The organism is Streptomyces termitum, from assembly GCF_014650175.1.
Lineage (GTDB): Bacteria > Actinomycetota > Actinomycetes > Streptomycetales > Streptomycetaceae > Streptomyces > Streptomyces termitum.
Genome location: NZ_BMUL01000010.1, coordinates 240,995 through 263,399, shown reverse-complemented (window position 1 = coordinate 263,399; position 22,405 = coordinate 240,995). Strand labels below are relative to the sequence as shown.

Here is a 22,405-nt window from a genome sequence, read left to right as displayed (position 1 = left end):
GCCCGTACGGCCCCGCCGCACCGCCGGTGAGCGGCGGGGGCGGGGCCTGGTGTGCGTCAGACGTTGCGCCGGTACTGGCCGCCGACCTCGAAGAACGCCTCGGTGATCTGCTGGAGGGAGCAGACGCGGGCGGCGTCCATGAGGACCGCGAAGGCGTTCTCGCCGCTGACGGCGGCCTCCTTGAGGGCGGTCAGGGCCGCGTGCGCCCGGTCCTGGTGGCGGGTCTGGAAGTCCTGGACCCGCTCCAGCTGGGAGCGCTTCTCCTGCTCGGTGGCGCGGGCGAGCTCGACGGTGGCGGGCTCGGCGGTGTCCGCGTGGGGGTTGCGGAAGGTGTTGACGCCGATGAGCGGCAGGGTGCCGTCGTGCTTGCGCTGCTCGTAGAGCATCGACTCGTCCTGGATGCGGCCGCGCTGGTAGCCGGTCTCCATGGCGCCGAGGACGCCGCCGCGCTCGCTGATGCGCTCGAACTCGCGCAGGACGGCCTCCTCGACCAGGTCGGTGAGCTCGTCGATGACGAAGGACCCCTGGAGGGGGTTCTCGTTCATCGCCAGGCCCCACTCCCGGTTGATGATCAGCTGGATGGCGAGGGCGCGGCGCACCGACTCCTCGGTGGGGGTGGTGACGGCCTCGTCGTAGGCGTTGGTGTGGAGGCTGTTGCAGTTGTCGTAGATGGCGATGAGCGCCTGGAGGGTGGTGCGGATGTCGTTGAAGTCCATCTCCTGGGCGTGCAGGGAGCGGCCGGAGGTCTGGACGTGGTACTTCAGCTTCTGGGAGCGCTCGTTGGCGCCGTACTTCTCCTTCATCGCCACCGCCCAGACGCGGCGGGCGACCCGGCCGAGGACCGAGTACTCGGGGTCCATGCCGTTGGAGAAGAAGAACGACAGGTTGGGGGCGAAGTCGTCGATGTCCATGCCGCGCGCCAGGTAGGTCTCCACGTAGGTGAAGCCGTTGGCGAGGGTGAAGGCGAGCTGGCTGATCGGGTTCGCCCCGGCCTCGGCGATGTGGTAGCCGGAGATGGAGACGGAGTAGAAGTTGCGGACCTTGTTCGCGATGAACCACTCCTGGATGTCGGCCATCATCCGCAGCGAGAACTCGGTGGAGAACAGGCAGGTGTTCTGGCCCTGGTCCTCCTTGAGGATGTCGGCCTGGACCGTGCCGCGCACGGTGGCGAGGGCGCGGGCGCGCAGCCCGGAGGCCTCCTCGGCGGAGGGCTCGCGGCCCTCGGCGGCGCGGAACCGGTCGAGCTGCTGGTCGACGGCCGTGTTGAGGAAGAAGGCGAGCACGGTGGGGGCCGGGCCGTTGATCGTCATGGAGACGGAGGTGGTCGGCTCGGTCAGGTCGAAGCCGTCGTAGAGGGCCTTCATGTCGTCGAGGGTGGCGACGGAGACGCCGGAGGTGCCGACCTTGCCGTAGATGTCGGGGCGCTCGCCCGGGTCGCGGCCGTACAGGGTGACGGAGTCGAAGGCGGTGGAGAGCCGGGTGGCGGGCTGGCCCTCGGAGAGCAGCTTGAACCGCCGGTTGGTGCGGAAGGGGTCGCCCTCGCCGGCGAACATCCGCGCCGGGTCCTCGCCGTCGCGCTTGAAGGGGAAGACGCCGGCGGTGAAGGGGAAGAAGCCGGGCAGGTTCTCGCGGCGCCAGAAGCGGACCAGCTCGCCGTGGTCGGCGAAGCGGGGCAGGGAGACCCTCGGGATCTTGTTGCCGGACAGCGACTCGCGGGTCAGCCGGGTCCGGATCTGCTTGTCCCGGACCGTCACGACCTGCTCGTCGCCGGAGTACGACGCCACGACGGCCGGCCAGTTCCCGATCTGCTCGGCCACCTCGTGCGGGAGCTTCCTGCGGGCGTCCGCGAGGAGCGCGTCCACGCCGGACCCGTCGTGCTCGGCGGCGTCCAGTTCGGCCCTGACCAGGTCGAGGCGCTGGACCCGGCGGGCCGCCTCGGCGAGCCGGTCGGTCTCCGCGTGGTAGGCGCGCAGGGTGTCGCTGATCTCGGTGAGGTAGCGCACCCGGTCGGCGGGGACGACCTGCCGGATCCCGGAGGAGTGGCGGACGCCGACCGGGGCCAGCGTGCCCTCGTCGAGCGGGAGGCCCTTGTCGGCCAGGGCGGCCTTGAGGTGCTGGTGGAGGGCGGTGACGCCGTCGTCGTTGAAGGTGGCGGCCGAGGTGCCGTACACCGGCATGTCCTCGGGCCTCTTGTCGAACGCCTCGCGGTTGCGGACCAGCTGGCGGGCCACGTCGCGCAGCGCGTCCTTGGCGCCGCGCCGCTCGAACTTGTTGATGGCCACGACGTCGGCGAAGTCGAGCATGTCGATCTTCTCCAGCTGCGAGGCGGCGCCGAACTCCGGCGTCATCACGTACAGCGAGGTGTCGACGAAGGGCACGATCGCCGCGTCGCCCTGGCCGATGCCCGGCGTCTCCACGACGACCAGGTCGAACCCGGCGGCCTTGACCACGTCGATCACGTCGGCCAGGTGCTCGGGCAGCTCGTGGCTGCCCCGGGTGGCCAGGCTGCGGAAGAAGACCCGGTCCCCGTCGAGGGAGTTCATCCGGATCCGGTCGCCGAGCAGCGCGCCGCCGCCGCGGCGGCGGGTCGGGTCGACCGCGATGACCGCGATCCGCAGCTTGTCCCGCTGGTCGACGCGGAAGCGGCGGACCAGCTCGTCGGTGAGCGAGGACTTGCCGGAGCCGCCGGTGCCGGTGATGCCGAGGACGGGCGTGACGCGCGCCGCCGCGGCCTCGCGGACCAGACCGAGGAACTCGGGGGAGAGGCGGCCGAGCTCGGCGCCGGTGATGGCGCGGGCGATGGCGAACCGGTCGCCGGCGAGGACCGCCGCCGGGTCGGCGGGGCCGTCGTCCCACAGGTCGAAGTCGCACTCCCGGACCACCGAGTTGATCATCCCGGCGAGGCCCATCCGCTGGCCGTCCTCGGGGGAGAAGATGGTGACCCCGCCGGCCCGCAGCCGGGTGATCTCCTCGGGCACGATCACGCCGCCCCCGCCGCCGACCACGCGGATGTGGCCCGCGCCGCGCTCGCGCAGCGACTGGACCAGGTACTCGAAGTACTCGACGTGCCCGCCCTGGTAGGAGGAGACGGCGACGCCGTGCACGTCCTCCTCCAGGGCCGCGTCCACCACCTCCTGGACGGAGCGGTTGTGCCCGAGGTGGATGACCTCGGCGCCTTGGGACTGGAAGATCCGCCGCATGATGTTGATCGAGGCGTCGTGCCCGTCGAAGAGCGCCGAGGCGGTGACCAGGCGGACGGGGTGCTCGGGGCGGTGCGGAGCGGTCATGGGGACCTTCCCGGGGAGGCGAGTGCGACATCATAAATACTAGGACGTCCTACTAGTTTGCAGTAGGAGGACCCCGTGTGACCGGGTGCACACCGGCGCGGCGGGCGGTTCCCCCTCCCGGGGGCGTCGTGGAACGCGTGTGCCCCGGATCCGCCGTACGGATCCGGGGCACGGGAGCGGCTCGGCTACTTGGCCGCCGCGAAGCGCATCAGGGCCTGCTCGTCGCCCTGCTTGATCTTGCCGGTCTCGTTGATCACTTCGAGCTTCCAGCTGTCGCCGGAGCGGAGCGCCTTGGCGACCGCGCAGCCGTTGTCGCTGCTGAGCAGGCTCGGCCAGATGTCGGCCACCTGCTGGGAGCTGCCGCCGGTGCCGTCGTACACCTTGAAGCTGATGTTGCGCGCCTGCTGGAAGGAGCTGCCCTTCTTGTAGGCGGCGGCGACGAACACGATGGAGGTGACGTGCGGGGGGACCCGGGCGAACTCGACCGTCACGGTCTCGTCGTCGCCGTCGCCGTGCCCCGTCTGGTTGTCGCCGCTGTGCACCAGCGAGCCGTTGCCCATCGGGTCGAGGGAGTCGAGGCCCGCAAGACGCACCGGGTCCCCGTTGTGCATCGCGATGGCGATGAGGTCGAGGTCGGTGCCCTTCTTGCGGCGGAGCATGCCCATCACGCCGCCGCTGCTGCCGGCGGTGGCGTCCCAGGAGACGCCTATGGACATGTGCGTGACTCCGGCGAGGTCGGCCGGGCCGTCTTCCTTCGTGAGCGTAATCATGCGTCGATCATCCTCTACCTCGCTCCTGTGGCGGGCGACGTCGCCGCCCCGCGCACGGCCAGCCAACCCGAGACCCGGCCGTCCGCGCAACATCCCGGGAGGCGCCCGCGTGTCCGGGACGCGGCAGGCGGCGCCCGTCGATCTACATACGTGTAGAAGCATACGGGGCGGGCCGCGCGGCGGGTCCGGCGGCCCGGACGGCGCTACGCCTCCGGCTGCGGAGTGAGGCGCCGCAGGCCCCGGCGGTCGTAGTAGTGGGTCATCCCGAAGCCGAACGCCAGGGCCGCCACGCAGCCGAGCCCGATGGAGATCCAGGCGCGGGCCAGCCCGGCGTCCGCGCGCGCGTCGAAGTACAGGATGGCACGCACGCCCTCGCTGAGCTGGCGCATCGGCTCGAACGCGCCGAGGAAGCGGTAGAAGCCGGGGGTGGCCTCCAGCGGGACGGTCGCCCCCGACGAGGGCAGCGCGAGGGCGATGAAGACGAACATGGAGACGAGCTGCCCGATGCCCCCGAAGGCCGCGTTGATGGCCTGCACGCCCAGGCCGACGGCGAGCGTCGCGCAGAAGGAGAAGACCCACAGCAGCGGCAGGTGGGGCGCGTCCATGCCGAGCAGCGCGACCGTCGCCACCATGACCAGCGAGGTCGTCAGGACCGAGATCCCGGCCGTCATCAGCGCCTTCAGGAGGAAGGTCTGCGTCCGGCTGATCGGCACCGTGCGGTGCCGGGTGTGCCAGGGGCCGATCTCGCTGTCCGCGTAGCCGAGCGCCGTGTCGACGCCGGTGTGGACGAGGTTCCCGCCGATGAAGCCGCTCAGGACCAGCAGCAGCGTGTAGTAGAAGGCGGACAGGCCCAGCCCGCTGTGGCCGCCGATCGGATGGCCCGGCTCGGTGACCACCTCCACCGGGTCGGCGAGCAGCAGCCGGGCGGTCGGCGCGGTGGCCCCGGCCGACAGCCGCTCGCCGAGCGCCAGCGACGCCTGGCGGGCCGCCTTCTGGTTGATCTGGGACGCGAAACTGGAGCCGAGGCTGCCGACGCCCGGATTGGTCAGCACCGTGAGCACGGGCCTGCGGGTGGCCTTCGCGGTGGTCAGCGCGGTGACCGAGGCGGTGAAGCCGGGCGGGACGACGAGGGCGCCGAAGACCTTCCCCGAGGCGAGGGCGTCGTCGGCGGCGGCCCGGTCGAGCCGCCGCCACTCCACGGTCTTCGCCGTCGCCTCCGACGCGGCGACCGCGTCGGTGATCTGCTTCCCGAGGTTCTCCCGCTGCCCCGGCGGCGGCGCGCCCCGGTCCTCGTCGACCAGGGCGATCGGCAGGTCGGTGAGGTTGTCCGAGGGGTTGAGGATGCCGCCCATGTAGAGGAGCGACAGCAGCAGCGCGACGAGCCCGCACAGCACGCCCGGCACCAGCCAGAGCCCGGGGCGGCGGGCCAGAGCGAAGGCCCGCGCCCCGGGCGGGGCGGGGGTGGGGGCGGTGGGGGACGGGTCGGACGGCGGGGGAGGGGAGGACTCCATGGGGCTTCGGTGCTCCTGTGCGTCTGGTGCGTTCCGGCTGGTCCGGTCGTTCCGGTCGGCCCGGCCTGGTCCGGCTGTGTCGGCCTGGCCCGGTCGGCCCGGCCGTTCCGGCCGTTCCGGCCGTTCCGGCCGTTCCGGCCGTTCCGGCTTCTCCGGTGGTCCCGTACGGTCCCCGGCGCTCCCAGGATTCCTTTTCCTCCCCTTTCGCCCCGTGAGGCGGGGCGCGTGTCCCGGGCCCGTGTCCTCGGAGCCGTACCCCTGCTTCCGTCTCCGGCCCTGTGCTCGGCCCCGTGCCCCGGCTCGGTGCCCCGCTCCCTCTCCGCCCCGACTCCGTTTGCGGACCGGGGGCGGGCGGGTTTGAGTGTGAGGGACCCCCCACGCCCTTCAGGAGTACCGACATGTCGATGGCGTTTGGTTCCCCCTTCGGCCCGTCCGATCCGTTCGGCGACCTGCTGAACCGGTTCTTCGGAATGTCGCCGGCCTCGTCGCCGCCCGCCGTGCAGCGCGTCCCCATCGGACGGCTCCTCACCGAGTCCGCCCACGAGCTGCTGGGCACCGCCACCCGCAAGGCGGTCGAGGACGGCACCTCCGACCTGGACACCGAGCACCTGCTGTGGGCCACCACCCAGGTCGAACCCACCCGCCGGCTCCTCGAACGGGCCGGCGTCGACCCCGACGCGCTGGCCGACAAGATCGCCAAGGTGCTGCCGCACGAGGCCGACGAGCCCTCCTCCGAGCCCGGCCTCACCCCGGCCGCCAAACGGACCCTCGCCCTCGCCCACGCCACCTCGCAGGCCGCCGGCGTCTCCTACATCGGCCCCGAGCACATCCTCGGCGCGCTCCTCGGCGACGCCGACTCCGGCGCCTCCCGCTTCCTGCGCGCCGAGGACCTCGACGTCTCCCAGCTGCGCGGCGTGGCCGACCGGGCCGCCCGGGGCGAATCCGCCGCCCCCGCCGCGCCGCAGCCGCCCGCCACCAGCCTCGACGAGTTCGGCCGCGACCTCACCGAGGAGGCGAAGGCGGGGAAGCTGGACCCGGTCGTCGGCCGCGCCGACGAGATCGAGCAGACCATCGAGATCCTCTCCCGCCGCTCCAAGAACAACCCCGTCCTCATCGGCGAACCCGGCGTCGGCAAGACCGCCATCGTCGAGGGCCTCGCCCAGCGGATCGTGGCCGGGGAGGTCCCCGACACCCTCAAGGACAAGCGGGTCGTCTCCCTCGACCTCTCCGGCATGGTCGCCGGGGCCCAGTACCGGGGCCAGTTCGAGGAACGCCTCAAGAAGGTCATCGAGGACGTCCAGAACGCCGAGGGCGAGATCATCCTCTTCATCGACGAACTGCACACCGTCGTCGGCGCCGGGGCCACCGGCGAGGGCTCCATGGACGCGGGCAACATGCTCAAGCCCGCCCTCGCCCGGGGCGAACTGCACGTCGTCGGCGCCACCACCATCGACGAGTACCGCAAGCACGTCGAGAAGGACGCCGCCCTCGAACGCCGCTTCCAGCCCGTCCTCATCCCCGAGCCCACCGTCGAGGAGACCGTCCAGATCCTCGAAGGGCTGCGGGACGCGTACGAGGCCCACCACCAGGTCCGCTTCGCCGACGGTGCCCTCACCGCCGCCGCCGAGCTCTCCGACCGCTACATCAGCGACCGCTTCCTGCCCGACAAGGCCATCGACCTGATGGACCAGGCCGGCGCCCGGGTCCGGCTGCGCAGCGCGGGCCGCTCCACCGAGGTGATCAGCCGCGAGGACCGGCTCGCCAAGCTGCGCCGCGAGAAGGACCAGGCCGTCGCCGCCGAGGAGTTCGAGCGGGCGAAGCAGCTGAAGGAGGAGATCGCCGAGGTCGAGGGCGAGCTCGCGGGCATCGAGGAGCGCCGCGAGGGCGTCGTCTCCGTCACCGCCGCCGACATCGCCGAGATCGTCTCCCGCCGCACCGGCATCCCCGTCACCCAGCTCACCACCAGCGAGAAGGAGCGCCTGCTGAAGCTGGAGGAGGAGATGCACGCCCGGATCGTCGGCCAGGACGAGGCCGTCACCGCCGTCTCCGAGGCCGTCCGCCGCAACCGCGCCGGCATGGGCGACCCGGGCCGCCCCGTCGGCTCCTTCCTCTTCCTCGGCCCCACCGGCGTCGGCAAGACGGAACTCGCCAAGACCCTCGCGGAGCTCCTCTTCGGCGACGAGGACCGGATGATCCGGTTCGACATGAGCGAGTTCCAGGAGAAGCACACCGTCGCCCGGCTGGTCGGCGCCCCTCCCGGGTACGTCGGCTACGACGAGGCCGGCCAGCTCACCGAGAAGGTCCGCCGCCAGCCGTACAGCGTCGTCCTCTTCGACGAGGTGGAGAAGGCCCACCCGGACGTCTTCAACACGCTGCTCCAGATCCTCGACGACGGCCGCCTCACCGACGGCCAGGGCCGCACCGTCGACTTCCGGCACTGCGTCGTCATCATGACGTCCAACATCGGCGCCCACCGCATCCTCGCCCACGAGGGCGACGCGGCGGAGCTGAAGGACGAGCTGATGGAGGACCTGCGCAGCCGCTTCCTGCCCGAGTTCCTCAACCGCATCGACGACATCATCGTCTTCCACAGCCTCACCGAGGACGACCTGTCGGAGATCGTCGAGCACCTCCTCGACCGCAGCAAGCACCGCGTCCGCGCCCAGGGCATGACGCTGGAGGTCACCGAGGCGGCGAAGAAGCTCCTGGTCGCCCACGGGCACCAGCCGGAGTTCGGCGCCCGCCCGCTGCGCCGCACCATCCAGACCGAGCTGGACAACCGGATCGCGACCCTGCTGCTCGGCGGCGAGGCCGACCCGGGCGACACGATCGTCGCCGACGTCGAGGGAGACTCCCTGCACTGCACCGTCCGCAAGGGCGACGGCGCGGCGCCGGAGGAGACGCCCGAGGCCGCCTGACCCCGGCCGGTACGGCGCAGGGCCCGCACCCCCCGGACGGGGTGCGGGCCCTGCGCCGTACCGGCCGGGCTGTTCAGCCCGAGGGCTCGATCACCACCTTGAGGTGCTTCATGATCGGCTGGTCGCTCTGGGTGCTGTAGTCGCCCAGCGCGCACAGCACGTTCATCTCCGGCATGTACCCGGCCGCGCAGCCGCGCGGGATGTCGTACGGCACCGCCAGGTAGCCGTGCAGCGCGCGCGTGCCGCCGTCCCGCGCGGTGGCGGTGATGTCGACCGGGGCCAGCTCCGCGATGCCGCGCTCGCGCATGTCGGCCCGGTTCATGAAGACCAGCGTCCGCAGGCTCTTCACCCCCCGGTAGCGGTCGTCGTCGGAGTAGATCGTGGTGTTCCACTGGTCGTGCGAGCGCATCGTGCCCAGGGCGAGCGTGCCCGGCTCCGGCACGACGTCCGGCAGCGGCGCCGAGGAGAACTCGGCCTTCCCCGACGGGGTCAGGAAGACCAGCTCCCGGGCCGGCTGCCTGATCCGGAAGCCCAGCGGCAGCCGGACCCGCCGGTTGAAGTCCTCGAAGCCGTCCAGCACCCGCGCCATGGTGTCCCGGATCCGGTCGTAGTCCTCGACGTACCAGGCCCACGGCGTCGGGCTGTCCGGCAGCGCGGCGCGCGCCATGCCCGCCACGATCGCCGGCTCGGAGAGCAGGTGCGGCGACGCGGGCCGCTTCATCCCCCGCGACAGGTGCACCATGCTCATCGAGTCCTCGACCGAGGTGGCCTGCTCGCCCTTGCGCTGGTGGTCCTTCTCGGTGCGGCCCAGGCACGGCAGGATCAGCGCCCGCCGGCCGTGCACCACGTGGCTGCGGTTGAGCTTGGTGCTGACCTGCACGGTCAGCTCGCAGTTCCGCAGCGCCGCGTACGTGACCGGGGTGTCGGGCGCGGCCAGCGCGAAGTTGCCGCCCATGCCGACGAAGACGGTCACCTCCCCGTCCCGCATGGCCTCGACGGTCCGGACCGTGTCGAGGCCGTGGGCGCGCGGCGGGTCGATCCCGCACACCTCGCCGAGCCGGTCCAGGAAGGCCCCGGACGGCCGGTGGTCGATGCCGCAGGTGCGGTTGCCCTGGACGTTGCTGTGGCCGCGCACCGGGGACGGGCCCGCGCCCTCGCGGCCGAGGTTGCCCCGGAGCAGCAGCAGGTTGACGATCTCCCGGACGGTGTCCACGCCGTGCTCGTGCTGGGTGACGCCCAGACACCAGCTGACGATCGACCGGTCGGCCTCGCGGTAGACCCGGGCCGCCTCCAGGATCTCCTCCCGGGGCAGCCCCGACTGGTGCTCGATCTCCTCCCAGGAGGTGGCCGCGCACACCTCCCGGTACTCCTCGAAGCCGTGGGTGTACCGCTCCACGAACTCCCGGTCCAGCGCCTTCGGGTCGGACGCCGCCTGCTCCAGGACCGCCTTCGCCATCCCGCGCAGGAGGGCCATGTCGCCGCCGATCCGCGGCTGGAGGTTGAGCGAACTGGTGCTCGTCGCCCGGAAGGTCGCCATGTCCCGGAAGTCGTGCGGGATGATCGTGCGGGTCGCGGCCGCCTCCACCAGCGGGTTGACGTGCACGATCCGGGCGCCCCTGCGGTGCGCCTCGGCGAGCGCGGTGAGCATCCGGGGCGCGTTGGAAGCGGCGTTCACCCCCAGGATGAACAGCGCGTCGGCGGTCTCCCAGTCCTTCAGGTCGACGGTCCCCTTGCCGGTGCCCAGCGACGCCGTCAGGGCCCGGCCGCTCGCCTCGTGGCACATGTTCGAGCAGTCGGGGAGGTTGTTGGTGCCCAGCTCGCGGGCGAGGAGCTGGTACAGGAACGTCGCCTCGTTGCCGAGCCGCCCCGAGGTGTAGAACGCCGCCCGGTCCGGACCGTCCAGCGCCCGCAGCGTCCGGCCGACCAGCTCGAAGGCGTCCTTCCAGGAGATCGGCACGTAGTGGTCGGTGTCGGGGTCGTACACCATCGGCTCGGTCAGCCGGCCGGTGTCCTCCAGGGCGTGATCGGTCCACCCGGCCAGCTCGGTCACCGTGTGGGCGGCGAAGAACTCGCGCCCGGCCCGCTTGCGGGTCATCTCCCAGGTGACGTGCTTGATGCCGTTCTCGCAGATGTCGAGCCGCAGCCCCTTGGTGTCGTCCGGCCAGGCGCAGCCGGGGCAGTCGAAGCCGCCGTCCTCGTGGTTCATCCGCCGGATCGCCCGGGGGCCGTCCAGGAGCGCGCCCTCCTTCACCAGGAAGCGGGTCACGCTCTCGGCGGCGCCCCAGCCCGCCGCCGGATGGTCGTACGGGCGGACCCGGGGCGGCCCGTCGGGGGCGGGGCCCACCCGGGGCTCCACGCCGTCGTCCTGCTGTTCGGCTCGGTCGAGGCTCATGGACGGTGTCCACCCTTCCGGCGCGCGGACGCGAGGGAACGCGTACGGACCCCCTTCCGGCAGGCTATGACGGGCCCCGGGGCGCCGCCATTCGGCCGCCCAGGGCCCCGGGCGCGGCCCGGCGACGGGCTGCGGGCCCGGCCGCCCCTGGATACGCTTGCGCCCGTTAAAACCTTTATGCGCCCTTTCCTCGTGCTTCTGACGGGAGTCGCATGGCCGCCCCCCAACCCGTCCCCCAACTCCTCCTCGGCCCGCCCGCCAAGGCGGCCCTCTTCCTCACCCTCACCGTCGCGCCCGGCCGCGAGGACGACGTCCGCGACGGCCTCGGGGAACTCTCCGGACTGAGCCGCTCCGTCGCCTTCCGCGCCCGCGACGACGCCCTCGCCTGCGTCGCCGGCCTCTCCTCCGACGCCTGGGACCGGCTCGTCGGCGGCCCCCGCCCCCGGGGACTGCACCCCTTCACCCCCCTCCACGGGCCCCGGCATCACGCCCCCGCCACCCCCGGCGACCTGCTGCTCCACCTGCGGGCCCGCCGCGCAGACCTCTGCTTCGAACTGGCCCGGCTGGTCCTCGACCGCCTCGGGGACGCGGTCGCCGTCGTCGACGAGGTGCACGGCTTCACCTACTTCGACGAGCGCGACCTCCTCGGCTTCGTCGACGGCAGCGAGAACCCCACCGGCTCCGCCGCCGCCGACGCCGTCCTCGTCGCCGGCGAGGACCCCGGCTTCCGGGGCGGCAGCTACGTCGTCGTCCAGAAGTACCTCCACGACCTGACCGCCTGGCACGCGCTGCCCACCGAGGAGCAGGAGCGGGTCATCGGCCGCGCCAAGGCCGACAACCTCGAACTCCCCGACGACGTCAAACCCCCCGACTCGCACGTCGCCCTCAACACCGTCGAGGACGAGAACGGCGAACAGCTCCAGATCGTCCGCCAGAACATGCCCTTCGGCCGCCTCGGCGCGGGCGAGTTCGGCACCTACTTCATCGGCTACGCCCGCACCCCGGACATCACCGAACGCATGCTCCGCAACATGTTCCTCGGCGACCCGCCCGGCACCACCGACCGCATCCTCGACTTCTCCACCGCCGTCACCGGCGGCCTCTTCTTCGTCCCCAGCGCCACCCTCCTCGACGACCTCCCCGCCCCGGGCACCGCGCCCGCCGCCGAGGACGCCCCCGAACCGCCGCCCGCCGACGCCGAACGCCCCGGGGACTCCCTGGGCATCGGCAGCCTGAAAGGAGCACCGGCGCCATGACCGGCCTCCCCGCCCCCACCCCCACCACCAACCTCCACCGCGAACTCGCCCCCGTCACCCCCGCCGCCTGGGCCGAGATCGAGGAGGAGGCCCGCCGCACCTTCCGCCGCCACGTCGCCGGACGCCGCGTCGTCGACGTGCCCGACCCCGCCGGCGCCTCCCTCGCCGCCGTCGGCACCGGCCACCTCACCGACCTCGACCCGCCCGCCGACGGCGTCCGCGCCCGGCTCCGCGAGGCCCGCCCGCTGGTCGAGCTCCGCGTCCCCTTCACCGTCACCCGCGCCGCCGTCGACGACGTCGAACGCGGCTCCAAGGACTCCGACTGGCAGCCGGTCAAGGACGCCGCCCGCGCCCTCGCCTTCGCCGAGGACCGCACCCTCTTCGACGGCTACGCCGCCGCCGGCGTCCCCGGCCTGCGCGCCGCCTCCTCCAATCCGGCCGTCGCCCTCCCCGCGGAACCCAGCGGCTATCCCGACGCCGTCAGCCGCGCCCTCACCGCGCTCCGGCTGGCCGGCGTCGACGGCCCGTACGCCCTCCTCCTCGGCGCCGAGGAGTACCGGGCCGTCAGCGAGACCTCCGACCACGGCTACCCGATCGCCGCCCACCTGGGCCGGATGCTCGACGAACCGCCGATCTGGGCCCCCGCCCTCAAGGGCGGCTTCGTCCTCTCCACCCGGGGCGGCGACTTCGAACTCCGCCTCGGCCAGGACGTCTCCATCGGCTACACCCGGCACGACGCCGACACCGTCGAGCTGTACCTCCAGGAGACCCTGACCTTCCTCGCCTACACCGACGAGGCCGTGGTCGTGCTGGGGGAGTGAGCCGATGCCCGCCTGGTCGTGGCGGTACGCGGGCCCCCGGCTCGCCGGGGCCGTCGGCGCCGGCACCGCCGCCGGAGCCGCCACCGGGGCCCTCTCCGGGGCGGCGCTCGGCGTCCTCGTCGGGATCGCCGCCGCCGAGACCGTCTTCGTCGTCACCGGCTGGCTGGTGCTGTGGCCGATGGACGCCGCCGACACCCGCCGCAACCTGCGGCGCGAGGAGTTCCGGCCGGTCGTCGAGGAACTCGTCGTCGTCACCGCCGCCCTGTGCGGACTGGGCGCCATCGTCGCCCTGCTCCTCGTCGGCTCCGGCCACGACCGGGCCGCCGCCGCGACCGCCCTGTGGGGCGTCCTCATGGCCTGGGCGGCGCTCCACCTCATGTACGCCACCCGGTACGCGTACCTCTACCACCGGGCGCCCGAGGGCGGCATCGACTTCAACTCCGACGCCCGCCCCCGCTACACCGACTTCCTCTACTTCAGCTACAACCTCGGCATGACCTACCAGGTCTCCGACACCGACGTCTCCGACCAGGAGATCCGGGCCGTCGTCCTGCGCCACTGCCTCCTGTCGTACGTCTTCGGCACCGGCGTCCTCGCCACCGCCGTCAACCTCGTCGCCGGGATCGTCACCGGCTGACCCCCGGACCCGCCCGCCCCGGTGCGCGTCCCGGGGCGGCCGCCCGGCAGACTCGCCCCATGAGCAGCACGCCGCCGCGCCGCCCCGCCGCCTCCGCCCCGACCGCCGTCGTCGTCGGCGCCGGACCCAACGGGCTCGCCGCCGCCGCCCTCCTCGCCGAGGCCGGAGTCGACACCACCGTCCTGGAGGCCGCCGACACCATCGGCGGCGGCACCCGCACCGACGAGGCGATCCTGCCCGGCCTGCTCCACGACCACTGCTCCGCCGTCCACCCCCTCGCCGTCGCCTCGCCCGTCCTGCGCCGCCTCCGGCTCGACCGGCACGGACTGCGCTGGCGGCTCCCCGAGATCGACTGCGCCCACCCCCTCGACGACGGCACCGCCGCCGTCCTGCACCGCTCGGTCGACGCCACCGCCGACGGCCTCGGCGCCGACGCGGCCCGCTACCGCGCCCTCCTCGCCCCCTCCGTACGCCGCTGGGAGGAGCTCTCCACGGACGTCATGGGGCCGCTGCTCCGGCTCCCCGACCACCCGCTGCTGCTGGCCCGCTTCGGCCTGCCCACCGTCCTGCCCGCCGCCGTCCTGGCCCGCCTCTTCCGCACGCCCGGCGCCCGCGCGCTGTGGGCGGGCGTCGCCGCCCACGCCTACCGCCCGCTGACCGACCCGCTCAGCTCCGCCATCGGCCTCGGCATCCTCACCGCCGGGCACGCGGCAGGCTGGGCCGTCGCCGAGGGCGGCTCCCGGGCCGTCACCGACGCCCTCGCCGCCGTCCTGCGCGGCCACGGCGGCCGGATCGAGACCGGCGTCCGCGTCACCGACCACCGGCGGCTGCCGCCCGCCGACGTCACCCTCCTCGACCTCGACCCCGCCCAGGCCGCCCGGATCTACGGCGACCGGCTGCCGTCCCGCACGGCCGCCGCGTACCGCCGCTTCCGGCGCGGACCGGGCGCCTTCAAGGTCGACCTCGCCGTCGAGGGCGGCGTGCCGTGGCGCGCGGAGGCCGCCCGCCGCGCCGGGACCGTGCACCTCGGCGGCCCGTTCGCCGAGATCGTCCGCGCCGAACGGGCCGTCACGGACGGCCGGATGCCCGAACGGCCCTTCGTCCTCGTCGGCCAGCAGTACCTCGCCGACCCCACCCGCTCGGTCGGCGACGTCCACCCGGTGTGGACGTACGCGCACGTGCCGCACGGCTACGACGGCGACGCCACCGACGCGATCCTCGCCCGGCTCGAACAGTTCGCCCCCGGCGTCCGCGACCGGATCGTCGGCCTGCGCGTCACCCGCCCCGCCGACTTCGCCGCCGCCAACCCCAACTTCGCCGGCGGCGACATCCTCACCGGCGCCAAGACCGTCCCCCAGCTCGTCCTCGGCGCCCGCCCCGCCCTCGACCCGTACGCCACCGGCCTCCCCGGCGTCTACCTCTGCTCCGCCGCCACCCCGCCCGGCCCTGGCGCCCACGGCATGTCCGGCGCGGGCGCCGCGACGGCGGCCCTCCGCCACCTGGGCCTCCGGCCGCCCCGGGGCTAGGAGGTCGCGGCGCCGGTCACCCGTCCGGGAAGGGCCCGGCGGGTCGCGGGCACCCGCGCCGGACCCGCTCCCGGGCCCTTCCCGGCGCGCCGGGGCCGCCGATGCGGAGGAACCGGGCGGGGGTGCGCGGGCCTCAGCCGAGGGGCTACGAGCGCCACCACGGCTCGCGTACGTACCGGCTCTCCGTGGCGGTGCAGCCGAGGCCGTTGGAGACCTCCTCCGCGTCCAGGTTCCAGCCGACCACCCCGTTGCCCTTGCGGCTCAGTTCGATCAGCCGGGCGTCGGCGGTCCGGGTGCCGTCGGTGACCCGGCAGGCCACGATCGACGTCCACGCCTGCCCGTCGAGGGCCGAGGCGAAGGTCAGGACGGGCAGCGCGACGACGGTGAGGAGCAGCGCCGCCACCTGCTCCGCGGCCGCCGCCCGGCGCAGCCACGGCGCCGGGCGGTAGCCGGGGTCGTGCGAGGCGGCGCGGGAGGAGCCGTGCGGGCGGCGGCGGCCGGTGCGGTACTCGACGACCACGCCCCGGCGGAGCGCGTACGCGGCGAGGCCGGTGGCCAGGCCCCACCACGGGCCGAACAGGCAGGCGTCGATGACGCCGACCGCGAGCGGGTTCACCAGGGTGAGCGCCGCCCGCCGCAGACGGTCCGCGCGCGCCCGGCCGGACGGCACGGCGCCGCGCGCCGCGAAGGCGGCGAAGACCACCCGGGAGATGACGACCGCGAGCACCGAGCCGAGCAGCGGGTCGGTGATCACCATGCCGAGCAGCACGTCGGGCCAGTTCGCCGGCTCCATGCCCATGAACACGTCCCGCACCGCGTTCCCGCCGCCCACCGTGTACGCGACCTTGGTCACGGGAACGGCCAGCGCGAGGGCGAGGAGGACCGTGTGCCCGGGGCCGCCCTTGCGGTCGCTGCGGCGCTCCTCCTCCCGCTCCCGCTCGGCGTCGCCCCCGGTCAGGAGCGGCCGCCCACCGAGACGACGACGGCGGTGGTCCGGCCGAGGGGCGTGGCGTACGCGACGGACTCCCCGGCCGCGCGCCCGAGCAGCGCCCGGCCCAGCGGGCTGTCGGCGGTGACCAGGGCCGGATCGCCGGCGTCGGCCAGTTCGCCGATGTGCACGGTCGACTCGGTGCCGTCGCCGAACCGCAGGCGCACGGTGCTGCCCACGCCGACCGCCTCGGTGGACGGCGCCCCGGCGGCCGCGCCCTCCCGGAGCCGCCCCTCGACCTCGCCGATCCGCGCGTCCAGCTTCTCCAGCTCGGTGGCCCGCTGGAGCTCGTCGGCCTGGTCGGCCCGGTCGCCGGGCTCGTCACCGCCGCCGAGCGTGGCGGCCACGGCGGCCCGTTCGGTGCGCAGATCGGACAGCTCGCGGTCGAGCGCCGCGCGGGCTGCGTCGCTGAGGGGTTCGGGTCCGGCGGTCATGGACTGCTCCCGTCGTGCGGTGGCGGGGACGAAGAACGACCCCTCCATTCCGGCACCAGCGGGAAACCCCGTCAAATCGGGCGAATCGCCGGAAGGGGTGCGTCGGGGCGGGCCCACGGGCTGTACGGACGCCCCGCCCGCCGGCGCCGTCACCCGGCGCCTCACCGCCACCGCCCGCCTCCTGCGCCGCGTGCCCGCGGCGCTCCGCCCGCGGCTCCCGCCCCGCCGTATCCCGCGCGCCGTGGAGCGCCTCGGTCCCGACACCCGGCCCGACCCGTACACACTGTCCGAGGCTGCGTCCATACTGGACGGGCCGGGGAGCGGGCACGGAAGCGACGGGGGCGACGGCACACGATGGGGGAGAGCGGACTGATCCGGGAGCGTTACCGCCTGCACGAGGTCATCGGGCGCGGCGGCATGGGCGAGGTGTGGCGCGCCACCGACGAGGCGCTGGGCCGGGGGGTCGCGGTCAAGCGCCTCAAGCCGCTCGGACCGCACCAGGACGCGGGCGTGCAGACCGTGGTCCGCGAGCGGTTCCGCCGCGAGGCCAGGGTCGCGGCGGCGCTCCAGCACCGGGGCGTCACCGTCGTCCACGACTTCGGCGAGTACGAGGGCGTGCTCTTCCTCGTCATGGAGCTCCTGGAGGGGCAGAACCTCAGCCAGCTCCTCACCGCCAACGCCCGCAGCCCGCTGCCCGTCCACGAGGTGGTGGACATCGCCGACCAGGTCGCCGACGCCCTGGAGTACACCCACCGGATGGGGATCGTGCACCGCGACCTCAAGCCCGCCAACATCATGCGGCTGCGCGACGGCACGGTGAAGATCTGCGACTTCGGGATAGCGCGCCTCGGCGCCGACATGGGCTTCACCTCGCGGCTCACCGGCACCGGCATCGCCATGGGCACCCCCCACTACATGTCCCCGGAGCAGATCGGCGGCGGCGACATCGACCACCGCAGCGACCTGTACTCACTGGGCTGCGTGCTGTACGAACTGGCCACCGGCGCCCCGCCGTTCGACCTCGACGACTCCTGGGCGGTGCTCGTCGGCCACCGGGACACGGTGCCGAGCCCGCCGCGCTCCCACCGCTCCGAACTGCCCGAGTACTTCGACCGGCTCGTCGTCGACCTGCTCGCCAAGGTGCCCGACCAACGTCCGCGCGACGCCTCCGACCTGCGCCGCCGCATCGTCACCGGCCGCACGGTCACCGGCGGCGGCCGGCCGCTGCCCCCGCCCCCGGCCGACCCGCCGCACCCCGCCGACGGGACGGGGACCACCGCCGCCGGGGAGGGCGCCCCGCCCGCCTGGGCGCGTACCCTCACCGCCGGGCCCCGGCCCGCCGCCCCCGGCGCGCCCCGCGCCACCGGCCACGATCCGGCCGCCGCCGTCCTCACCACCGAGTGGACCACCGCCCGGCCGCGCCACGACGGCCCCACCCTCACCACCCCCCGGCCCCCGGCCGACGCCACGCCCGAACTGCTCGCGGTGCTCGCCGCCCGCCACCGCGCGGGCCTCGGCCTGGGCCGCCTCGGCCGCTGGAGCGAGGCCGAGGAGCTGCACCGCTCGGTCGCCGGGGACCGCACCCGCGCCCTCGGCCCCGACCACCCCGACACCCTCGCCAGCGCCTACGAGGCCGCCTTCGCCCTCGCCCGGCTCGGCCGCACCGACGAGGCCCTGGGCGCCTTCGGGCGGGTCGCCGAGGCCCGCGCCCGGGTCCTGGGCCCCGACCACTCCGACACCCTCGCCGCCCGCCAGGAGCGGGCCTACGTGCTGGGCCGGCTCGGCCGGCACGCGGAGGCGCACGCCCTCTACGAGGACATCCTCGCGGTCCGCGAGCGCACCGCCGGCGCCGAGCACCCCGACACCCTGCGCTGCCGCCACAACCTCGCCCACACCCTGGGTCGGCTGGGGCGCCTGGAGGAGTCGTACCGGACCGCCCTCGCCGTCGCCGACACCCGCGCCCGGCTGCTGGGCCCCGAGCACCCCGACACCCTCGTCACCCGGCACGAACTCGCCCACACCCTGGCCCGGATGGGCCGGCCCGAGGAGGCGCTGGAGCAGTACCGGGTGGTGGCCGAGGGCCGGGCCGCCGCCTTCGGCCCCGACCACCCCGACACCCTCGCCGCCCGCTACGAGACCAGCGCCTGCCTCGGCCGGCTCGGCCGCTTCGCCGACGCGCTCGCCGTCTGCCGGGACCTGGCCGCCGTCCGCACCCGCACCCAGGGCGCCGACGCCCCCGAGACGCTCCGCGTCCGGCACGCGCTGGCCGTCCACCTGACCCGGCTGGGCCAGTGGCAGGAGGCCCTCGACACGGTCCAGGAGGTGCACGCCGCCCGCCGCCGGGTCCTCGGCGCCGACCACCCCGACACCCTGCGCAGCCGCCGCGAGGCCGCCGTCGTCCTCGGCCGGCTCGGCCGCTGGGACGAGGCCCTGCCCTCGCTGCGCTCCCTCTCCGAGGCCCGCGCCCGCACCCTCGGCCCGCTCCACCCGGACACCCTCGCCGCCCTCGCCGACCTGACCCACTGCCTCGACCGGCTCGGCCGCCACACCGAGGCGGAGGCCGTCCGGCGCGGCGGTCCCGGCGCCGGACCGCCCACGGCGCCCGGAGCGGCCTGAACGGGCGCCCGGCCGCGCTGATTTAATGACCGGCGTGATCACCGAAGGTCCCGGCGACCCCACCCCCGCCCCCACCGCGCCCCCCACCGGCCCCGGCCCGGCCGGACCGGACCCGGTCGACGTCGACCTGTGGCAGCTCCGGGTGGACCACCTCACCGAGGGCGAGCTGGACCCCTCCGAGCTCGACGAGGAGGAGCGGGGCCGGCTCGGCACCCCCCTCGCGGTCGCCGACCGGCTCCGGTACGGCATCGGGCACGTCGCCCTGCGCCGCCTCCTGGCCCCCCGGCTGGGGGTGCCGCCCGCCGCGCTCACGTACCGCCGCGAGCCCTGCCCCGGCTGCGGCGCCCTCCACGGCCGGCCCGCCGTCGCCACCCCGTCCGGCGCCCCGCACTTCTCCCTCTCGCACAGCGGCGACGTCGTCCTCATCGGCTTCGCCGCCCGGTCCGTCGGCGTGGACGTCGAGAGCCTGCCCAAGGAGGGCACCGTCCGCGACGTGACCCCGGCCCTCCACCCGCTGGAGCAGGCCGAGATCGCCGCCGCGGGCCACACCCCCGAGGCGTTCGCCCGGATCTGGTGCCGCAAGGAGGCGTACCTCAAGGGCGTCGGGATAGGCGTCGCCCGCTCCCTCGCCAAGGACTACCTCGGGGAGTCCGAGCCCGCCGCCCTCCCGGCCGGCTGGTCCGTCCGCAGCGTCGGCACGGCCGCCGGGCACGCGGCGGCCGTCGCCGTCGCCGGCCCCCTGGGACGCGTCCGTACGAGTTGGCTTCCGGCCTCCTTCGTCACCGCCGAGGCCACCCCCGCACCCTCCTGAGCAGCGGGGACGTCCCCGGCGTGAAGCTGAGCTGCGAGCGCGCTTAAGAAAACCTCGATGGACCGCGGGCCCCCGGTAGGGAAGATTCGTTCCCGAGGATCTTGTGCACGCGCGCGTGCCTTGACCCGTACATCACAGGACACGCACGTCGGGAGCCGTGGCATTGAAGGCGTTGGTCAAGCTGAAGGCGGAGCCGGGACTCTGGCTCACGGACGTGCCCGAGCCGGAGACCGGTCCCGGGGACGTACTGATCAAGGTCAAGCGGACGGGCATCTGCGGCACCGACCTCCACATCCGCTCGTGGGACGGCTGGGCGCAGAAGACCATCGCCACGCCCATGACGATCGGCCACGAGTTCGTCGGCGAGGTCGTCTCCGTCGGCCGTGACGTCTCCGACATCGCCGTCGGCGACCTGGTCAGCGGCGAGGGACACCTCGTCTGCGGCAAGTGCCGCAACTGCCTGGCGGGCCGCCGCCACCTCTGCCGCGCCACCGTCGGCCTCGGCGTCGGCCGGGACGGCGCCTTCGCCGAGTACGTGGCGCTGCCCGCCTCCAACGTGTGGGTGCACCGGGTCCCCGTCGACCTCGACGTCGCCGCGATCTTCGACCCGTTCGGCAACGCCGTCCACACCGCGCTCTCCTTCCCGCTGGTCGGCGAGGACATCCTCGTCACCGGCGCCGGCCCGATCGGCATCATGGCCGCCGCCGTCGCCAAGCACGCCGGCGCCCGCCACGTCGTCATCACCGACGTCAGCGAGGAGCGCCTGGACCTGGCCCGCAAGACCGGCGTCTCCCTCGCCCTGAACGTCGCGGAGAAGAGCATCGCCGACGGCCAGCGCACCCTCGGGCTCAAGGAGGGCTTCGACGTCGGCCTGGAGATGTCCGGCAACCCGCACGCCATGCGCGACATGATCGCCAACATGACGAACGGCGGGAAGATCGCCATGCTCGGCCTGCCGAGCGAGGACTTCGCCGTCGACTGGGCGAAGATCGTCACCTCGATGATCACCGTCAAGGGCATCTACGGCCGCGAGATGTTCGAGACCTGGTACGCCATGTCCGTCCTCCTGGAGGGCGGGCTCGACCTCTCCCCGGTCATCACCGGCCGGTACGACCACACCGATCACGAGGCGGCCTTCGACGACGCGGCCTCCGGCAAGAGCGGCAAGATCATCCTCGACTGGACTGCGGGAGCCTGACCCATGTTCGATTCCGTACGCGACGACGTCCGCGCCACCCTCGACGAGATCCGCGCCGCCGGCCTGCACAAGCCCGAGCGCGTCATCGGCACCCCGCAGTCGGCGACCGTCGAGGTGACCTCCGGAGGCCGTCCCGGCGAGGTGCTGAACTTCTGCGCCAACAACTACCTCGGCCTCGCCGACCACCCCGACGTCGTCGCCGCCGCCCACGCGGCCCTCGACCGCTGGGGCTACGGCATGGCCTCCGTCCGCTTCATCTGCGGCACGCAGGAGGTGCACAAGGAGCTGGAGGCCCGCCTCTCGGCCTTCCTCGGCCAGGAGGGCACGATCCTCTACTCCTCCTGCTTCGACGCCAACGGCGGCGTCTTCGAGACCCTCCTCGGCCCCGAGGACGCGGTCATCTCCGACGCCCTCAACCACGCCTCCATCATCGACGGCATCCGCCTCTCCAAGGCCCGCCGCCTCCGCTACGCCAACCGCGACATGGCGGACCTGGAGCAGCGGCTCAAGGAGGCCGTCGAGGGCGGCGCCCGGCGCAAGCTGATCGTCACCGACGGCGTCTTCTCCATGGACGGCTACGTCGCCCCGCTCGCCGACATCTGCGACCTGGCCGAGCGCTACGACGCCATGGTCATGGTCGACGACTCGCACGCCGTCGGCTTCGTCGGCGCCGGCGGCCGCGGCACCCCCGAGCTGCACGGCGTCATGGACCGCGTCGACATCATCACCGGCACCCTGGGCAAGGCCCTCGGCGGCGCCTCCGGCGGCTACGTCGCGGCCCGCGCCGAGATCGTCGCCCTGCTGCGCCAGCGGTCCCGCCCGTACCTCTTCTCCAACACGCTCGCCCCGGTCATCGCCGCCGCCTCCCTCAAGGTCATCGACCTCCTGGAGACCGCCGGCGAGCTGCGCGAGCGGCTCAACGCCAACACGGCGCTGTTCCGCCGCCGGATGACCGAGGAGGGCTTCGACATCCTCCCCGGCGACCACGCCATCGCCCCCGTCATGATCGGCGACGCGGCGGAGGCCGGGAAGATGGCCGAACTGCTCCTGGAGCGCGGGGTGTACGTGATCGGCTTCTCGTACCCGGTCGTGCCGCAGGGCCAGGCCCGCATCCGCGTCCAGCTCTCGGCCGCGCACTCGACGGCGGACGTGAACCGCGCGGTGGACGCCTTCGTGGCGGCCCGCGCCGAGCTCCGGGGCTGACGCCGGACCGGCGGCGGGAGCGGCGCCCGCCGCCCCC

15 protein-coding genes are annotated in these 22,405 nt (G+C 74.1%); 9 read left to right on the top strand and 6 right to left on the bottom strand.

Annotation, left to right across the window (positions count from 1 at the left end; translation table 11 throughout):
• Positions 1–56: 56 nt before the first annotated feature.
• From icmF to IE219_RS20570, 3 genes are all read right to left on the bottom strand, one after another.
• A complete protein-coding gene (gene icmF, locus IE219_RS20580; RefSeq protein ID WP_189979552.1) occupies positions 57–3,287 on the bottom strand; it encodes a fused isobutyryl-CoA mutase/GTPase IcmF in 3,231 nt (1,076 codons plus the stop codon).
• Positions 3,288–3,472: 185 nt separating this feature from the next.
• Positions 3,473–4,057 carry a TerD family protein gene (locus IE219_RS20575; protein ID WP_189979544.1) on the bottom strand — a complete coding sequence of 195 codons (585 nt, stop codon included), beginning with the start codon at positions 4,055–4,057 and terminating at the stop codon, positions 3,473–3,475.
• Positions 4,058–4,260: 203 nt separating this feature from the next.
• A complete protein-coding gene (locus IE219_RS20570; RefSeq protein WP_189979542.1) occupies positions 4,261–5,568 on the bottom strand; it encodes a YhgE/Pip domain-containing protein in 1,308 nt (435 codons plus the stop codon).
• 398 nt (positions 5,569–5,966) lie between these two features.
• On the opposite strand from IE219_RS20570, the gene IE219_RS20565 reads away from it, so the two are divergent.
• Complete coding sequence (locus tag IE219_RS20565) at positions 5,967–8,486, top strand: ATP-dependent Clp protease ATP-binding subunit (RefSeq protein WP_189979540.1); 2,520 nt, start codon at positions 5,967–5,969, stop codon at positions 8,484–8,486.
• Between the two features lie 73 nt (positions 8,487–8,559).
• On the opposite strand, the gene IE219_RS20560 is transcribed toward IE219_RS20565, so the two are convergent.
• Complete coding sequence (locus tag IE219_RS20560; protein ID WP_189979538.1) at positions 8,560–10,878, bottom strand: FdhF/YdeP family oxidoreductase; 2,319 nt, start codon at positions 10,876–10,878, stop codon at positions 8,560–8,562.
• 212 nt (positions 10,879–11,090) lie between these two features.
• Between IE219_RS20560 and IE219_RS20555 the strand changes: the two genes are divergently transcribed.
• From IE219_RS20555 to IE219_RS20540, 4 genes are read left to right on the top strand one after another with little or no spacing between them, the layout of a single operon-like run.
• On the top strand, positions 11,091–12,134 hold the full coding sequence (locus IE219_RS20555; protein ID WP_189979536.1) for a Dyp-type peroxidase: 1,044 nt from the start codon (positions 11,091–11,093) through the stop codon (positions 12,132–12,134).
• Positions 12,131–12,955 carry a family 1 encapsulin nanocompartment shell protein gene (locus IE219_RS20550; protein WP_189979534.1) on the top strand — a complete coding sequence of 275 codons (825 nt, stop codon included), beginning with the start codon at positions 12,131–12,133 and terminating at the stop codon, positions 12,953–12,955. Before IE219_RS20555 ends, IE219_RS20550 begins: the two co-directional genes overlap by 4 nt.
• Before the next feature lie 4 nt (positions 12,956–12,959).
• Positions 12,960–13,592 (top strand): DUF1345 domain-containing protein, encoded by a 633-nt coding sequence (locus IE219_RS20545; protein WP_189979533.1) that lies wholly within the window; start codon positions 12,960–12,962, stop codon positions 13,590–13,592.
• A gap of 59 nt (positions 13,593–13,651) precedes the next feature.
• A complete protein-coding gene (locus IE219_RS20540; RefSeq protein WP_189979532.1) occupies positions 13,652–15,118 on the top strand; it encodes a phytoene desaturase family protein in 1,467 nt (488 codons plus the stop codon).
• A gap of 145 nt (positions 15,119–15,263) precedes the next feature.
• Here the strand turns inward: IE219_RS20540 and IE219_RS20535 are convergent, their stop codons facing one another.
• Both IE219_RS20535 and IE219_RS20530 read right to left on the bottom strand, forming a co-directional pair.
• The gene (locus IE219_RS20535; RefSeq protein WP_189979676.1) at positions 15,264–16,076 is read right to left on the bottom strand and encodes a hypothetical protein; all 813 of its coding nucleotides are present in this window, start codon (positions 16,074–16,076) and stop codon (positions 15,264–15,266) included.
• Positions 16,073–16,540, bottom strand: coding sequence for a GreA/GreB family elongation factor (locus tag IE219_RS20530; RefSeq protein ID WP_189979531.1), 468 nt, complete (start codon positions 16,538–16,540; stop codon positions 16,073–16,075). The genes IE219_RS20535 and IE219_RS20530 overlap by 4 nt, the downstream gene beginning before the upstream one ends.
• A gap of 354 nt (positions 16,541–16,894) precedes the next feature.
• On the opposite strand from IE219_RS20530, the gene IE219_RS20525 reads away from it, so the two are divergent.
• The 4 genes from IE219_RS20525 (at position 16,895) to IE219_RS20510 (ending at position 22,368) form a co-directional block, all read left to right on the top strand.
• Positions 16,895–19,156, top strand: coding sequence for a serine/threonine-protein kinase (locus IE219_RS20525; RefSeq protein WP_189979530.1), 2,262 nt, complete (start codon positions 16,895–16,897; stop codon positions 19,154–19,156).
• 34 nt (positions 19,157–19,190) lie between these two features.
• Entirely contained in the window at positions 19,191–19,967 is a 777-nt protein-coding gene (locus IE219_RS20520) for a 4'-phosphopantetheinyl transferase family protein (protein ID WP_229849891.1), read from the top strand.
• A gap of 163 nt (positions 19,968–20,130) precedes the next feature.
• Complete coding sequence (gene tdh / locus IE219_RS20515) at positions 20,131–21,165, top strand: L-threonine 3-dehydrogenase (protein WP_189979528.1); 1,035 nt, start codon at positions 20,131–20,133, stop codon at positions 21,163–21,165.
• A 3-nt stretch (positions 21,166–21,168) separates the two neighbouring features.
• Complete coding sequence (locus IE219_RS20510) at positions 21,169–22,368, top strand: glycine C-acetyltransferase (protein ID WP_189979527.1); 1,200 nt, start codon at positions 21,169–21,171, stop codon at positions 22,366–22,368.
• Positions 22,369–22,405 lie beyond the last annotated feature (37 nt).

What these genes read in the sequence shown, in the direction of transcription:
- IE219_RS20510 (WP_189979527.1), top strand. Translation starts at nt 21,169, where the DNA reads ATGTTCGATTCCGTACGCGACGACGTCCGCGCCACCCTCGACGAGATC.
- IE219_RS20555 (WP_189979536.1), top strand. Translation starts at nt 11,091, where the DNA reads ATGGCCGCCCCCCAACCCGTCCCCCAACTCCTCCTCGGCCCGCCCGCC.
- IE219_RS20545 (WP_189979533.1), top strand. Translation starts at nt 12,960, where the DNA reads ATGCCCGCCTGGTCGTGGCGGTACGCGGGCCCCCGGCTCGCCGGGGCC.
- IE219_RS20540 (WP_189979532.1), top strand. Translation starts at nt 13,652, where the DNA reads ATGAGCAGCACGCCGCCGCGCCGCCCCGCCGCCTCCGCCCCGACCGCC.
- IE219_RS20550 (WP_189979534.1), top strand. Translation starts at nt 12,131, where the DNA reads ATGACCGGCCTCCCCGCCCCCACCCCCACCACCAACCTCCACCGCGAA.
- IE219_RS20565 (WP_189979540.1), top strand. Translation starts at nt 5,967, where the DNA reads ATGTCGATGGCGTTTGGTTCCCCCTTCGGCCCGTCCGATCCGTTCGGC.
- IE219_RS20530 (WP_189979531.1), bottom strand. Translation starts at nt 16,540, where the DNA reads ATGACCGCCGGACCCGAACCCCTCAGCGACGCAGCCCGCGCGGCGCTC.
- icmF (WP_189979552.1), bottom strand. Translation starts at nt 3,287, where the DNA reads ATGACCGCTCCGCACCGCCCCGAGCACCCCGTCCGCCTGGTCACCGCC.
- IE219_RS20525 (WP_189979530.1), top strand. Translation starts at nt 16,895, where the DNA reads ATGGGGGAGAGCGGACTGATCCGGGAGCGTTACCGCCTGCACGAGGTC.
- IE219_RS20560 (WP_189979538.1), bottom strand. Translation starts at nt 10,878, where the DNA reads ATGAGCCTCGACCGAGCCGAACAGCAGGACGACGGCGTGGAGCCCCGG.
- IE219_RS20575 (WP_189979544.1), bottom strand. Translation starts at nt 4,057, where the DNA reads ATGATTACGCTCACGAAGGAAGACGGCCCGGCCGACCTCGCCGGAGTC.
- IE219_RS20570 (WP_189979542.1), bottom strand. Translation starts at nt 5,568, where the DNA reads ATGGAGTCCTCCCCTCCCCCGCCGTCCGACCCGTCCCCCACCGCCCCC.